Genomic DNA, 14,818 nt, shown 5'->3' with positions numbered 1-14,818 from the left:
CTGCAGGCTATTTCGCTAAACGTCTGAGCCACAAATGAAAACGGCCTGGACTAGGCCAGGCCGCAATCATGTCTTACGGGTGTTACTGCAAAACGACAGTAACGCGCCGCAACAGTTACTTCAAAACAGCCAGGGCCGCTTCGTAGTTCGGCTCCTGGCCGATTTCCGAAACCAGTTCGCTGTGCAGCACGGTGTTGTTTTCGTCCAGCACCACGACCGCACGGGCGGTCAGGCCCTTGAGCGGGCCATCGGTAATCGCTACGCCGTAATCGACGGCGAAACCAGGGTCACGGAAGTCCGACAGGTTCTTCACGTTTTCCAGGCCTTCGGCGCCGCAGAAACGCGCCTGGGCGAACGGCAGGTCGGTGGAGATGCACAGTACGACGGCGTTGTTCAGCTCGTTGGCCTGGGCGTTGAACTTGCGTACCGACGTGGCGCAGGTCGGGGTGTCGACGCTTGGGAAGATGTTCAGCACTTTGCGCTTGCCGGCAAAGGTAGCCAGGGTTGCATCCGACAGGTCGCCGGCGGTCAGGGTGAAGTCTGCTGCTTCAGAGCCGACTTTCGGCAATTCGCCTTCAACCTGGACAGGGTTACCGCGAAGAGTGACTTGAGCCATGAACAGAATCCTTATGCTGGGTTTTGGTTAAACGAATTCGAGAGGCGGAAGTTAACCACAAAGTACCGTGGCTACCTACCGCCAGACACAAATTGTCATGCCACACGGTTGTGGTTTAATTGCGCGCTTTGCGCCTGCCCTCCAAGGAAACCGTTGTCGATGAATCAGCCCGCCACCAAAGTCCTGGTCATTGGTTATGTCTGGCCGGAGCCCCGTTCCTCGGCCGCGGGCGGGCACATGATGCAGATTCTCGAAACTTTTCTTACGCAAGGTTGGGATATTACCTTCAGCAGCCCGGCTGCACTGGGCGAGCACAAGGCCGACCTGCTGGCGCTGGGCATCGCCGAATGCGCGATCGAGCTCAATAACAGCAGCTTTGACGATTTTGTCCGCGAGTTGGCCCCGGATATCGTGCTGTTCGACCGTTTCATGATGGAGGAACAGTTTGGCTGGCGCGTGGAGAAGTGTTGCCCCGACGCCCTGCGTGTGCTGGAAACCTCCGACCTGCAAAGCCTGCGCGACGCCCGTCAGCAGCGCCTCAAGGCGCACCTCAAGGCCCACCCGGGCAGCGACGACTTCAGCGCGCTGTTCGCCCCGGCCCTGGAGGAGGAATTCCAACTGATGGCCGACACCGACCTGGCCAAGCGCGAAATCGCCGCGATTTACCGCTGCGACATCAGCCTGATGATCTCCGACGTGGAAATCCGCCTGCTCACCGAACAGTTCAAGCTGCCCGCCGCCCTGCTCCACTGGTGCCCGCTGATGATGACGCCGCCAACCGAGGCCTTCGTACCGTTCGAAGAGCGTGCGCACTTCCTCAGCATCGGTAACTTCCGCCATGCGCCGAACTGGGACGCCGTACTGTGGATGAAGAACAGCGTCTGGCCATTGATTCGCCAGCAATTGCCCGGTGCCCAGCTGCATATCTACGGCGCCTACACCCCGCCCAAGGCCACCGCCCTGCACAACCCGGCGCAGGGCTTTCATGTGATGAACTGGGCCGAAGATGCCCTGCAAGTGATGAGCGCCGCGCGCATCTGCCTGGCGCCCCTGCGCTTTGGCGCGGGTATCAAGGGCAAGCTGGCCGATGCGATGCTCTGCGGCACCCCCAATATCACCACCCCCATCGGCGCCGAGGCCATGGGCGATGAGCGGCCATGGCCCGGCGCCATCGAGCAATGCGCCGAAGCCCTGGCAGCGGCGGCCGTGGCGCTTTATCAGGATCGCGAACGCTGGACCCAGGCCCAGCAGGATGGGCGCCAACTGATTGCCGGCCGATATGACCGCACTGTCCACGGGCCTGCACTGGTGGAGTGCCTGCAACACTGCCGCAACCACCTCGCCGCCCATCGCCGCAGCAACTTCACCGGCAGCATGCTGCGCCACCATGCGCATAAAAGTACGCAGTACATGTCCCAGTGGATCGAGGCGAAAAACCGTAGCCTGTAAACCGCGGCGCTGGCGAGGTCGTGCGTGAGGGGGCATTATCCCAAGCAGCAACCACAATAAAGCGACGGCAGCATGACCCGAGCAACGCGAATCACCGACCCTTCCTACGAACTGATGGACGATCACAACGGTCTGTCCATCATCTATCGCCAGCATGGTTTCCCCTGCCCGCTGGTGCGCTGGCATTTCCACAAGGAATACGAACTGCACCTGATCGTCGCCAGTTCCGGCAAGGTGTTTATTGGCGACTATATCGGCAACTTCTATCCGGAAAGCCTGTTCCTCACAGGGCCCAACCTGCCCCACAACTGGATCAGCCAGGTGGAGGAAGACGAAGTGGTGCCCAAGCGCGACATGCTGGTGAACTTCACCGATGAGCTGTTCGAGCAGGGCAGCCACATTTTTACCGAACTGAAAATGCTGGCACCGTTGCTGGAGCGCGCGCAGTCCGGCATCGAGTTCCGCTGCAAAAAAACCATCGCCCAGGCCATGACCCTGATGCAACGTATCGAAGACGCCCAGGGTATGGCGCGCCTGGGGCATTTCTTTATCCTGCTGGAAGTGTTGAGCAGCTGTGAGGACTACCAGCTGCTGTCCGGCGTCACCACGCCGCAATTGGCGGATGAACACAGCATCGACCGCACCAACCGCGCGGTGGACTACATTTTTGCCCACTACGCGCGCGAGTTGCCCCTGGAGGAAGTGGCGGAACACCTGGGGATGAAGCCGACGTACTTTTCCCGGGTGTTCAAGCAGGCGACCGGGCGCACGTTTATCGAATTCGTCAATCGGCTGCGCATCAGCAAATCCTGCGAATTGCTGGCTGACGGTGATAAAGCCGTGACGGACGTGTGTTTCGAGTCGGGCTTCAACAACATCTCCAACTTCAACCGGCGCTTTCAGCAACTCAAGGGTATGACCCCCTCTCACTACCGCCGCCTGGCGGTACAACGCTTGACCGAGCAGAACCTGGCCTAATGGAGATCGTTCCCAGGTAAGCATGGGCACGATCATCGAGTGCAAAAAAGTATCAGTCCAAGTGTTCCCAAGGATTTGTCACAACCCCATTTGAAGGCTGTAATCAACGCACACTCTTCCTGACTCCCTGTAGGAAGACACAACAACAATAACTGTCCTTCCGTAGCCCCTGGGCGCGGAAATGGAGTGCGCGATGAAGTTCACAGCAAAAGCTCTGCTTGCCTGTACCTGTATGACCCTCAGCGCCGTCAGCCTTGGCGCGCAAACCCTGACCATTGCCACCGTCAACAACAGCGACATGATCCGCATGCAGAAGCTCTCGAAAACCTTCGAGGCCGAGCATCCGGAGATCAAGCTGAACTGGGTGGTGCTGGAAGAAAACGTGCTGCGCCAACGCCTCACTACCGACATCGCCACCCAGGGCGGGCAGTTCGATGTGTTGACCATCGGCATGTACGAAGCCGCACTCTGGGGCGCCAAGGGTTGGCTGGAGCCGATGAAGGACCTGCCGGCGTCCTACGACCTCGACGACGTATTCCCTTCCGTGCGTGACGGTCTGTCCGTCAAGGGTTCGCTGTACGCCCTGCCGTTCTATGCGGAAAGCTCGATCACCTACTACCGCACCGACCTGTTCAAGGACGCCGGGCTGAGCATGCCCGAGCATCCGACCTGGAGCCAGATCGGCGAATTCGCGTCCAAACTCACCGACAAGAGCAAAGAGCAGTACGGCCTGTGCCTGCGCGGCAAAGCCGGTTGGGGCGAGAACATGGCGCTGATCACCACCCTGGCCAACGGCTACGGTGCGCGCTGGTTCGATGAAAAGTGGCAGCCTGAATTCAACGGCCCCGAGTGGAAGGACGCGCTGAACTTCTACGTCGACAACATGAAGAAATCCGGCCCGCCGGGTGCTTCCAGCAACGGTTTCAACGAAAACCTGGCGCTGTTCAACAGCGGCAAGTGCGCGATCTGGGTCGATGCCAGCGTCGCCGGCTCGTTCGTCACCGACAAGACCCAAAGCAAAGTGGCCGACCATGTGGGCTTCACCTTTGCCCCCCACGAAAAAACCGACAAGGGCACGTCGTGGCTGTACTCCTGGAGCCTGGCGATCCCGACCAGCTCCAAGGCCAAGGACGCCGCCAAGGTGTTCACCAGTTGGGCCACGTCCAAGGAATATGGCGCATTGGTCGCCAAGACCGACGGTGTTGCCAACGTGCCGCCAGGTACGCGCAAGTCGACCTACAGCGACGAGTACATGAAGGCCGCGCCGTTCGCCAAGGTGACCCTGGAATCGCTGAAAGTCGCCGACCCGACCAAGCCGACCCTCAAGCCGGTGCCGTATATCGGTATCCAGTTGGTGACCATTCCCGAGTTCCAGGCGATTGGCACCCAGGTCGGCAAGTTCTTCTCGGGTGCGCTGACCGGTCAGCAGACGGTCGATGCGGCATTGACTGCGGCGCAGACCACCACCGAGCGGGAAATGAAGCGGGCCGGTTACCCCAAGTAACCCCCGATCCTGTAGGAGCGAGCTTGCTCGCGAAAAAGGTACATCCGACGCCGCAATGCGCCTGAAATACCTTCGCGAGCAAGCTCGCTCCTACAGGGGTTTTGCGCACCTGTACCTGACTGGCCTTGATTATCATGAATACATCCGCCAAAAACCGCCTGGCCAACCCCGGCTGGTTCCTCGTCACGCCCTCGGTCGCCCTGCTGCTGCTGTGGATGATCGTGCCGCTGGGCATGACCCTGTACTTTTCACTGATCCGCTACAACCTGCTCTACCCCGGCGAGAACCAATTCGTGGGGCTGGAGAACTTCACCTACTTCATCACCGACTCGGGCTTCCTGCCCGGCGCCACCAATACATTGCTGCTGGTGGGCAGCGTGCTGCTGATCAGCGTGGTGTTCGGTGTGTTGATCAGTGCGCTGCTGGAGGCCAGTGAGTTTCTGGGGCGTGGCATCGTCCGGGTGCTGTTGATTTCGCCGTTCTTCATCATGCCCACCGTCGGTGCGCTGATCTGGAAGAACCTGATTTTCCACCCGGTGTCGGGGATTCTCGCCGCCGTGTGGAAGTTCTTCGGCGCCGAGCCGGTGGACTGGCTGGCGCACTATCCGCTGCTGTCGATCATCATCATTGTCTCGTGGCAATGGCTGCCGTTCGCCATCCTGCTGCTGATGACCGCCATGCAGTCCCTCGACCAGGAACAAAAGGAAGCTGCGCGCCTGGACGGTGCCGGCGCCATCGCGATTTTCTGGCACCTGACCCTGCCCCACCTGGCCCGCCCGATTGCCGTGGTGGTGATGATCGAAACGATCTTCCTGCTCTCGGTGTTCGCCGAAATCTTCACCACCACCAACGGTGGCCCCGGCTACGCCTCGACCAACCTCGCCTACCTGATCTACAACCAGGCATTGGTGCAGTTCGACGTGGGCATGGCCTCGGCCGGCGGCTTGATTGCCGTGGTCATCGCCAATATCGCGGCGATCATCCTGGTGCGGATGATCGGCAAAAACCTGACTGACAAGCCTTGAGGGCCGCGCCATGACGCTTCAACAATCCCGCCGCCTGCAAAGCCTGTTGCTCGGCACCCTGGCCTGGGCCATCGCGATCCTGATTTTCTTCCCGATCTTCTGGATGGTGCTGACCAGCTTCAAGACCGAAATCGACGCGTTCGCCACGCCGCCGCAGTTCATCTTCACGCCGACCCTGGAGAACTACCTGCACATCAACGAGCGCAGCAACTACTTCAGCTACGCGTGGAACTCGGTGCTGATTTCATTCAGCGCCACCGCCCTGTGCCTGCTGATTTCGGTGCCGGCCGCCTACTCCATGGCGTTCTACGAAACCAAACGCACCAAGAGCACGCTGCTGTGGATGCTCTCCACCAAGATGCTGCCGCCCGTGGGCGTGCTGATGCCGATCTACCTGCTGGCCAAGAGCTTTGGCCTGCTGGATACGCGCATCGCGCTGATCATCATCTACACCCTGATCAACCTGCCGATCGTGGTCTGGATGGTTTACACCTATTTCAAGGACATCCCCAAGGACATCCTCGAAGCCGCGCGCCTGGACGGCGCCACGCTGTGGCAGGAAATGGTCCGGGTGCTGCTGCCGATCGCCAAAGGCGGCCTCGCCTCCACGGTGCTGCTGTCGCTGATCCTGTGCTGGAACGAGGCCTTCTGGTCGCTGAACCTGACCTCGTCCACCGCAGCGCCCTTGACCGCGCTGATCGCCTCCTACTCCAGCCCCGAAGGCTTGTTCTGGGCCAAATTGTCTGCCGTCTCGACCCTGGCCTGTGCGCCGATCCTGATCTTTGGCTGGATCAGCCAGAAACAGCTGGTGCGCGGTTTGTCCTTCGGCGCAGTTAAATAATAATTTCTAGCGGAGGGCCCATCATGGCCAACCTCAAAATCAAGAATCTGCAAAAAGGCTTCGAAGGTTTCTCGATCATCAAAGGCATCGACCTGGAAGTGAACGACAAGGAATTCGTGGTGTTCGTCGGCCCGTCGGGCTGCGGTAAGTCCACCCTGCTGCGCCTGATCGCCGGCCTGGAAGAAGTCAGCGAAGGCACCATCGAACTCGATGGCCGCGACATCACCGAAGTCACCCCGGCCAAACGCGACCTGGCCATGGTGTTCCAGACCTACGCCCTGTACCCGCACATGAGCGTGCGCAAAAACATGTCGTTTGCCCTGGACCTGGCCGGCGTCGACAAGCAGCTGGTGGAGAGCAAGGTCAACGAAGCGGCGCGCATTCTTGAACTGGGCCCGCTGCTGGAGCGCAAGCCCAAGCAACTCTCCGGAGGCCAGCGCCAGCGCGTGGCGATCGGCCGCGCCATCGTGCGCAACCCGAAGATCTTCCTGTTCGACGAACCGCTGTCCAACCTCGACGCCGCCCTGCGCGTGCAGATGCGCCTGGAACTGGCGCGCCTGCACAAAGAGCTGCAAGCGACCATGATCTACGTGACCCATGACCAGGTCGAAGCCATGACCCTGGCCGACAAGGTGGTCGTGTTGAACAGCGGGCGTATCGAGCAGGTCGGCTCGCCGCTGGAGCTCTACCACCAACCGGCCAACCTGTTTGTGGCGGGTTTTCTCGGCACGCCGAAAATGGGCTTCCTCAAGGGCAAGGTCACCCGCGTCGACGGCCAGGGCTGTGAGGTGCAACTGGACGCCGGCACCCTGGTCAGCCTGCCGTTGAGCGGCGCCAGCTTGAGCGTGGGCAGCGCGGTGACCCTGGGCATTCGTCCGGAGCACCTGGAAATCGCGTCACCTGGGCAAACCACCCTGACCGTCACCGCCGACGTCGGCGAGCGCCTGGGCAGCGACACCTTCTGCCACGTCATCACCTCGAACGGCGAGCCGCTGACCATGCGGATTCGCGGCGATATGGCCAGCCAGTATGGCGAGACGCTGCACCTGCACCTGGACCCGGCGCACTGCCATCTGTTCGACACCGACGGCGTGGCTGTGGCCCGTCCACTGCGCGCTGCCGCCTGATTTGCGAGATTTGCGATGAAACTGAATAAACAGAACCTCACCCAACTGGCGCCGGAAATCAAACTGCCGGCCTACGCCATTGCGAGTACCTCCCAGGGTATCGCCCATATCGGCGTCGGCGGCTTCCACCGCGCGCACCAGGCCTATTACACCGACGCACTGATGAACACCGGCGAGGGCCTGGACTGGAGCATCTGCGGCATTGGCCTGCGCAGCGAGGACCGCAAGGCCCGCGACGACCTGGCCGGCCAGGACTACCTGTTCACCCTGTACGAACTGGGCGACACCGACGACACCGAAGTGCGCGTGATCGGCTCGATCAGCGACATGCTGCTGGCCGAAGACAGCGCCCGGGCATTGATCGATAAACTCGCCAGCCCCGAGATTCGCATCGTCTCGCTGACCATCACCGAAGGCGGCTACTGCATCGACGACAGCAACGGCGAATTCATGGCCCACCTGCCGCAGATCCAGCATGACCTGGCTCATCCGTCGTCGCCAAAAACCGTGTTCGGCTTTATCTGCGCGGCATTGACCCAGCGCCGCGCGGCCGGCATTCCGGCGTTTACCGTGATGTCCTGCGATAACCTGCCCCACAATGGCGCCGTCACGCGCAAGGCACTGCTGGCGTTCGCCGCCCTGCACGATGCCGAGCTGCATGACTGGATCAAGGCCCATGTGAGCTTCCCGAACGCCATGGTCGACCGCATCACGCCGATGACCAGCACCGCCCACCGCCTGCAACTGCACGATGAACACGGCATCGACGATGCCTGGCCGGTGGTCTGCGAACCCTTTGTACAGTGGGTGCTGGAGGACAGGTTCGTCAACGGCCGCCCGGCGTGGGAAAAGGTCGGCGTGCAGTTCACCGACGATGTGACGCCCTATGAAGAGATGAAGATCGGCCTGCTCAACGGCAGCCACCTGGCCCTGACCTACCTGGGGTTTCTCAAGGGTTATCGGTTTGTGCACGAGACCATGAACGACCCGCTGTTCGTGGCCTACATGCGCGCCTACATGGACCTCGACGTCACGCCGAACCTGGCGCCGGTACCGGGCATCGACCTGACCGACTACAAGCAGACCCTGGTGGACCGCTTCTCCAACCAGGCGATTGCCGACCAGTTGGAACGGGTGTGTTCGGACGGCTCGTCGAAGTTTCCCAAGTTCACCGTGCCGACCATCAACCGCCTGATTGCCGACGGGCGCGAGACCGAGCGTGCGGCACTGGTGGTCGCGGCCTGGGCCTTGTATTTGAAGGGCGTGGATGAGAATGGCGTGAGCTACACGATCCCAGATCCGCGCGCCGAGTTCTGCCAGGGGCTGGTGAGTGACGATGCACTGATCAGCCAGCGGTTGCTGGGGGTGGAAGAGATTTTTGGCACGGCTATTCCCAACTCGCCTGAGTTTGTGGCAGCGTTCGAGCGGTGCTATGGGAGCCTGCGTGATAACGGCGTCACCGAAACCCTACAGAACCTCCTGAAGAAACTGGCTTAAATGTGGGAGGGGGCTTGCTGTGGTGAGCGGGCTTGCCCCGCGCCAGGCTGCGAAGCAGCCCACAAATCTGTGGTGAACCCGTCGGGGGACAAGCCCCACTCACCACAGCAAGCCCCCTCCCACATGTTGAATGTATTACCAATCCGAAAAATAAGACTGCTGAGCACTCCATCATGACCCAGCAAAACCTGTTCCTCGGCATCGACTGCGGCACCCAAGGCACCAAAGCCATCGTCCTCGACGCGTCCAGCGGCAAGGTGCTGGGCCTGGGCGCCGCCGCGCACACCCTGATCAGCGGCGCCAATGGCCGTCGCGAGCAGCACACCCAGGAATGGCTGGACGCCTTTACCGAAGCCACCCACCGCGCCTTGCAACAGGCCGGCGTGGACGGCCAGGACATCCTCGGCATCGGCGTATCCGGCCAGCAGCACGGTCTGGTGTTGCTCGATGACAGCGGCCAGGTGCTGCGCCCGGCCAAGCTGTGGTGCGACACCGAAACCGCGCCGGAGAACGAGCGCCTGCTGGCCTACCTGGGCGGCGAAAGCGGCTCGCTGGAACGCCTGGGCGTGGCGATTGCGCCGGGCTACACCGTGTCGAAACTGCTGTGGACCCGCGAGCAGCACCCGGATGTGTTCGCGCGCATCGCCCATGTGCTGCTGCCCCACGACTACCTCAACTACTGGCTCACCGGCCGCGCGGTCGCGGAATACGGCGATGCCTCGGGCACCGGTTACTTCAACGTGCGCACCCGCACCTGGGATATGGCGCTGCTCAAGCACATCGACCCCAGCGGCCGTCTCGAAGCTGCGCTGCCGACATTGATCGAAGCCGATCAAAGCGTAGGCACGATCCTGCCGGCCATCGCCGAACGCCTGGGCATCAACCCCAATGCCAGGGTGTCCAGCGGCGGCGGCGACAACATGATGGGCGCCATCGGCACGGGCAATATCGCCCCCGGCGTGATCACCATGAGCCTGGGCTCATCCGGCACCGTGTATGCCTTCGCCGACCAGCCCAACGTGAGCCCGCAGGCGTCGGTCGCCACCTTCTGCTCGTCCAGCGGCGGTTGGCTGCCGTTGATCTGCACGATGAACCTGACCAACGCTACCGGGGTGATTCGCGAGTTGTTCGAGCTGGACCTCAACGCTTTCAACGCATTGGTCGAGCAAGCCCCGATTGGCGCCGATGGCGTCAGCATGCTGCCGTTCCTCAACGGCGAACGCGTACCCGCCCTGCCCCACGCCACCGGCAGCCTGCATGGGCTGACCATGACCAACCTGACCCGTGCCAACCTGTGCCGCGCGGTGGTCGAAGGCACCACGTTCGGCCTGCGCTACGGCCTCGATCTGCTACGCCACACCGGCCTGCAAAGCCAGAGCATCCGCCTGATCGGCGGTGGTTCGAAAAGCCCGGTGTGGCGGCAGATGGTCGCCGATATCATGAACACCGAAGTGATCTGCACCGAACAAAGCGAAGCCGCCGCCCTGGGCGCGGCGATCCAGGCGGCGTGGAGCCAGTCCGGCGAGTCCCTGGCCAGCCTGTGCGACAAATGCGTGAGCGTCGACCCGGCCAGCCGTACCCTGCCGGTGGCGGCCAATGTCAGCGCCTACCAACTGGCTTACGAACGCTATCAACAGCACGTGGCAACCCTTTAAGAGCGAACGACTATGTATCTGGTGTGTGGTGAAGCGCTGTTTGATTTTTTCAGCGAGGAAGATGCCAGCGGGCAGGCCTCCAAGGTCACTTACAAGGCGATTGCCGGTGGCTCACCGTTCAACGTCGCGGTGGGTTTGCGCCGCCTGGGCATCGAGGCCGGGTTGTTCGGCGGCCTGTCCAGCGACTTCCTCGGGCGTCGCCTGTTGCAGGTGCTCAAGGATGAAGGCGTCAGCGAGCAGTTCCTGCTGGAGTTTGCCGCGCCGACCACCTTGTCGATGGTCGCGGTGGGCGCCGATGGTTCACCGCAGTACAACTTCCGGGGTGAAGGCTGCGCCGACCGACTGCTGGAAGTCGCGCATTTGCCGGTCCTCGGCGATGAGGTGCGCGGCCTGCATGTCGGCTCGTTCTCCCTGGTGGTGCAACCGATCGGCGACACTCTGCTGAACCTGGTCCAGCGCGAAAGCGGCAAGCGCCTGATCAGCCTCGACCCCAACGTGCGTCTTAATCCGCAGCCGGATATCCAGCTGTGGCGCGACCGTGTCGCTGAGTTGGCCCAGCATGCCGACCTGATCAAGGTCAGCGACGAAGACCTGCACCTGCTCTACCCCGGCCAGTCGCCGGAAAGCGTGCTGCAGGGCTGGCTGCAACACCGTTGCCAGCTGGTGTTCCTCACCCGTGGCGGCGATGGCGCCAGTGTGTTCAGCCGTCAGCATGGCACCTGGTCGCAACCGGCACAGCGCGTGGTGATGGCGGATACCGTGGGTGCCGGGGATACCTTCCAGGCCGCGTTGATTGCCTGGCTGACCGAGCACGAGTTGGACTCGGTGCAAGGCCTGCAACAACTGACCCGCGCGCAGATCGACGCCATGCTCGGCTTCGCCATCCGCGCTGCGGCACTGACGTGCGGCAAGACCGGGCCGGACTTGCCGTATCGCCAGCAGCTTGGATGAAGGTTTTGTCAGCCAGGGCAAAATTAATCGATGGTTAATCCCGCAAGTCGAGAGTGAAATTCCACTCACTTGCGGAGCACCACCATGAAACTGCACACCTTAATGCTCGGCGGCGCCCTGGCGCTGGCGGCAGTATCGGGCCTGGCCCAGGCTGACGATCAAACCCAGGCGGTCAAACCCGTGCCTTATCATTACGGCATGCCGATGAACATTGCCAAGGTCCTGGCCATGAACGAAACCCCGACCAGCGACTGCAAAGTCATCAACGCGGATATCAAGTTCCTGGACAAGGCGGGCAAAGTGGAAGACGTGAGCTACCGGAAAATGTCCGAAGCCTGCGACTTCCAGAATTGATGGGCAAATATAAACAGCATTGGGCCTGGCATTTACCAGGCCCACCGTTCATGACCAACGATCAGTAGTAACTGCGCCCTCCAGCCCGCTGCTGGACAGGTGCATGGCTGTGCTTGAGGTCTTCACGCAACCCGGTGATCAGGTTGCAAATAGCTCGACTGCTGTCGAGTTTGTCGGCGTTTATACCTTTGACTTCCAAATCCACCCGGTCACGGTCGCGGTCGTCGTAGACCTTGATCGTCAGCGAAGCATCTTCGGCTTTGGTGCATTCGCACCGTTTAGGCAGGAAACTTCCTTCAATAATGCTGCGAAGTTCTAATTCCGAAAGCATGGCCAACCTCTCCTTTTTTGAGACTTGCCAATCGATTGTTATAAGTCTGCAGGCGCGTGCCTGCCACGTCTCGCCAGCCCTGGAAGACGCTTACCTTTACAAGCCTACTCGGCAAATTCCGTTTTTGTTGTAACTTTTCTTCATAAGCAATGTAGGAATTTATATAGCTTAGGTCACCTCAGTTAAATCATCGTCGAACCGCTTCGATTAATCGTTTAACCCCACGCTTCGAATTAAACTGCAGCTTGTGCCGCCACTCTTTCAGCAACATATCGCAAACTATCAAAGTTGATATTTGCACCTGAGTTAACCGCGACCAAGGTCTGTCCACTCACCCCACGACTGGCCACGTACTTGCGAACCCCCGCCACCGCCAGCGCACCGGAAGGTTCGGTGATGGAACGTGTATCGTCATAGATCAACTTCATCGCGCTGCACAGTTCGTCATTGCTGACGGTGATCACTTCGTCGACCCAATCGCGGCAGATCTCAAAGCCATAGGCGCCGATCTGCGCGACCGCGGTGCCATCGGCGAACCCGTCGACACTCGGCAACACCACCCGCTCCCCGGCCTGCAGTGCGGCGAGCAGGCAACTGGAGCCTTCGGGTTCGACCCCGATGATGCGCACCTCGGGCCGCAGGTATTTGACGTAGGCCGCAATGCCGGCGATCAGGCCACCGCCGCCCACGGGCACGAAGATCGCGTCCAACGGACCTTGTTGCTGGCGCAGGATTTCCATGGCCACCGTGCCCTGGCCGGCGATCACCTCCGGGTCATCGAAGGGCGAAACGAAGGTGCAGCCGGACATCTCGGCCAGTTGCAGCGCATGGGCCAGGGCAAACGGGAAGCTCTCGCCGTGCAGCACCGCTTCGGCGCCCCGGGAGCGCACGCCCAGCACCTTCAATTCCGGCGTGCTGCACGGCATCACGATCCGCGCCTGGAGCCCCAGCGTCTTCGCCGCCAGTGCCACGCCTTGCGCATGGTTACCCGCCGACGCCGTCACCACACCGCGCGCTTTCTGCGCGCCGGTAAGCTGCACCAGCTTGTTGTAGGCACCGCGAATCTTGAAGGAAAAGGTCGGTTGCAGGTCTTCACGCTTGAGCAGCACCTGGTTGCGGAGCATTGCCGAGAGTGCCGGTGCGGCTTGCAGGGGCGTGCGCACCGCGAGGTCATAGACCGGCGCGGCGAGGATCTTTTTCACATAGTGTTCAAGCAATGCCATATCAGCGGTAGACGGGGCGGGGCACGTGCTCATGGGGTGTCTCCTGGTTTTTAAAGGCCCTGGAGACGGAACAAACAAAACCCGCCTCTAAGGCGGGTTGGGGTGCAGCCGTGTGCTATCCCGCCAAATGAGGAATGGCGGTAATAATGCTTGGCTGGCTGCGGAAGGCTGGATAGGTCATGCCTGGAAATTAACCGGCCATCCGGATCAAGTCAACATCATGTTTACTGACAACATACGAAACATATACGATTCGTATATCCAGCCACTACAGTGAACCTCATGGGCATCGTCAAGATCAGCGACCAACTGCACGAACAACTCCGCTTGGCCAGTGCGGCCATGGACCGTTCCATCAACGCCCAGGCCGAATTCTGGATCAAGGTCGGCCTGCTCGCCGAGTTGAACCCCAGCCTGCCCTACCACGACTTGATCAACAAACTGCTGCTGGACAAGCCCGACCTGATCCGGGGGCGCAGCCAATGATCAAGACCACCGCCCAACTGGCTGTAATGCGTGAATCCGGACGCCTGCTGGCCCAGGTATTCGACATGCTCGACGGGTTTGTCGCCGCCGGCCGTTCCACCCTGGAACTGGACAGCGCCGTCGAAGCCTTTATCCGCAACGAATTGAAAGCCCGCCCCGCCAGCCTCGGGCAATACGACTACCCCTTCTCCATCAACACCTCGATCAACGAGGTGGTGTGCCATGGCATGCCCAGCGCCGAGGAAATCCTCAAGGACGGCGACATCATCAACATCGACATCACCCTGGAGAAAGGCGGTTTTATCGCCGACTCCAGCAAGATGTACATGATCGGCACCGTCGCGCCCAAGGCGCGGCGCCTGGTGGACATGACCTTCGAGGCGATGTGGGCCGGGATCCGCCAGGTCAAGCCCGGCGCGCGCCTGGGTGATATCGGCCATGCGATCCAGAGCCATGCACAGGCCAATGGCTACAGCGTGGTGCGTGAATACTGCGGTCACGGCATCGGCAAGCAGATGCATGAAGAACCGCAGATCCTGCACTTCGGCCGCCCTGGCACCGGGTTGGAACTGCGTGAAGGCATGGTGTTCACCATCGAACCGATGCTCAACCAGGGCGGCGCCAAGGTGCGCAGCCTGAAAGATGGCTGGACGGTGGTGACCAAGGACAACAGCCTGTCGGCGCAGTGGGAACATACCGTGGCGGTGACGGCGGATGGCTTTGAAGTGCTGACCTTGCAAACCCGCCCTTGATTCACCCACCGCCGTAGATACTGCCTTGA

The 14,818-nt window shown here is 61.1% G+C and carries 15 protein-coding genes; 12 read left to right on the top strand and 3 right to left on the bottom strand.

Annotation, left to right across the window (positions count from 1 at the left end):
* Positions 1 to 115: 115 nt before the first annotated feature.
* Positions 116 to 616 carry a thiol peroxidase gene (gene tpx / locus NIBR502773_RS28730; RefSeq protein WP_065927848.1) on the bottom strand — a complete coding sequence of 167 codons (501 nt, stop codon included), beginning with the start codon at positions 614 to 616 and terminating at the stop codon, positions 116 to 118.
* Positions 617 to 775: 159 nt separating this feature from the next.
* Between tpx and NIBR502773_RS28725 the strand changes: the two genes are divergently transcribed.
* From NIBR502773_RS28725 to NIBR502773_RS28680, 10 genes are all read left to right on the top strand, one after another.
* The gene (locus NIBR502773_RS28725) at positions 776 to 2,065 is read left to right on the top strand and encodes a glycosyltransferase (RefSeq protein WP_141157570.1); all 1,290 of its coding nucleotides are present in this window, start codon (positions 776 to 778) and stop codon (positions 2,063 to 2,065) included.
* A 72-nt stretch (positions 2,066 to 2,137) separates the two neighbouring features.
* Positions 2,138 to 3,043 (top strand): AraC family transcriptional regulator, encoded by a 906-nt coding sequence (locus tag NIBR502773_RS28720; protein ID WP_065941271.1) that lies wholly within the window; start codon positions 2,138 to 2,140, stop codon positions 3,041 to 3,043.
* A gap of 193 nt (positions 3,044 to 3,236) precedes the next feature.
* Complete coding sequence (locus NIBR502773_RS28715) at positions 3,237 to 4,547, top strand: sugar ABC transporter substrate-binding protein (protein WP_141157569.1); 1,311 nt, start codon at positions 3,237 to 3,239, stop codon at positions 4,545 to 4,547.
* 134 nt (positions 4,548 to 4,681) lie between these two features.
* Positions 4,682 to 5,572 carry a carbohydrate ABC transporter permease gene (locus tag NIBR502773_RS28710; RefSeq protein ID WP_051429369.1) on the top strand — a complete coding sequence of 297 codons (891 nt, stop codon included), beginning with the start codon at positions 4,682 to 4,684 and terminating at the stop codon, positions 5,570 to 5,572.
* Positions 5,573 to 5,582: 10 nt separating this feature from the next.
* Positions 5,583 to 6,413, top strand: coding sequence for a carbohydrate ABC transporter permease (locus NIBR502773_RS28705; protein WP_115486197.1), 831 nt, complete (start codon positions 5,583 to 5,585; stop codon positions 6,411 to 6,413).
* 23 nt (positions 6,414 to 6,436) lie between these two features.
* A complete protein-coding gene (locus NIBR502773_RS28700) occupies positions 6,437 to 7,540 on the top strand; it encodes an ABC transporter ATP-binding protein (RefSeq protein WP_141157568.1) in 1,104 nt (367 codons plus the stop codon).
* A 15-nt stretch (positions 7,541 to 7,555) separates the two neighbouring features.
* The gene (locus NIBR502773_RS28695) at positions 7,556 to 9,037 is read left to right on the top strand and encodes a mannitol dehydrogenase family protein (protein ID WP_141157567.1); all 1,482 of its coding nucleotides are present in this window, start codon (positions 7,556 to 7,558) and stop codon (positions 9,035 to 9,037) included.
* 173 nt (positions 9,038 to 9,210) lie between these two features.
* A complete protein-coding gene (gene xylB / locus NIBR502773_RS28690; RefSeq protein ID WP_027606406.1) occupies positions 9,211 to 10,692 on the top strand; it encodes a xylulokinase in 1,482 nt (493 codons plus the stop codon).
* 12 nt (positions 10,693 to 10,704) lie between these two features.
* Complete coding sequence (locus tag NIBR502773_RS28685; RefSeq protein ID WP_141157566.1) at positions 10,705 to 11,643, top strand: carbohydrate kinase; 939 nt, start codon at positions 10,705 to 10,707, stop codon at positions 11,641 to 11,643.
* An 84-nt stretch (positions 11,644 to 11,727) separates the two neighbouring features.
* Complete coding sequence (locus NIBR502773_RS28680) at positions 11,728 to 11,997, top strand: DUF2790 domain-containing protein (RefSeq protein WP_115486201.1); 270 nt, start codon at positions 11,728 to 11,730, stop codon at positions 11,995 to 11,997.
* 61 nt (positions 11,998 to 12,058) lie between these two features.
* Here NIBR502773_RS28680 and NIBR502773_RS28675 read toward each other — a convergent pair whose 3' ends face one another.
* Both NIBR502773_RS28675 and ilvA read right to left on the bottom strand, forming a co-directional pair.
* Positions 12,059 to 12,328, bottom strand: a complete 270-nt coding sequence (locus NIBR502773_RS28675) for a DUF1652 domain-containing protein (RefSeq protein ID WP_141157565.1) — start codon at positions 12,326 to 12,328, stop codon at positions 12,059 to 12,061.
* Positions 12,329 to 12,561: 233 nt separating this feature from the next.
* Positions 12,562 to 13,584: a threonine ammonia-lyase, biosynthetic gene (gene ilvA / locus NIBR502773_RS28670; protein WP_141157564.1), complete on the bottom strand. Its 1,023-nt coding sequence runs from the start codon at positions 13,582 to 13,584 to the stop codon at positions 12,562 to 12,564.
* Between the two features lie 249 nt (positions 13,585 to 13,833).
* On the opposite strand from ilvA, the gene NIBR502773_RS28665 reads away from it, so the two are divergent.
* Entirely contained in the window at positions 13,834 to 14,037 is a 204-nt protein-coding gene (locus tag NIBR502773_RS28665; protein WP_065941264.1) for a ParD-like family protein, read from the top strand.
* Positions 14,034 to 14,789, top strand: coding sequence for a type I methionyl aminopeptidase (gene map, locus NIBR502773_RS28660; RefSeq protein ID WP_141157563.1), 756 nt, complete (start codon positions 14,034 to 14,036; stop codon positions 14,787 to 14,789). Before NIBR502773_RS28665 ends, map begins: the two co-directional genes overlap by 4 nt.
* The last annotated feature ends 29 nt before the right edge of the window (positions 14,790 to 14,818 follow it).

This window comes from Pseudomonas sp. NIBRBAC000502773, assembly GCF_006517195.1.
Lineage (GTDB): Bacteria > Pseudomonadota > Gammaproteobacteria > Pseudomonadales > Pseudomonadaceae > Aquipseudomonas > Aquipseudomonas marginalis.
The sequence above is the reverse complement of the archived record's forward strand: the minus strand, read 5'-3'. Positions and strand labels throughout refer to the sequence as shown.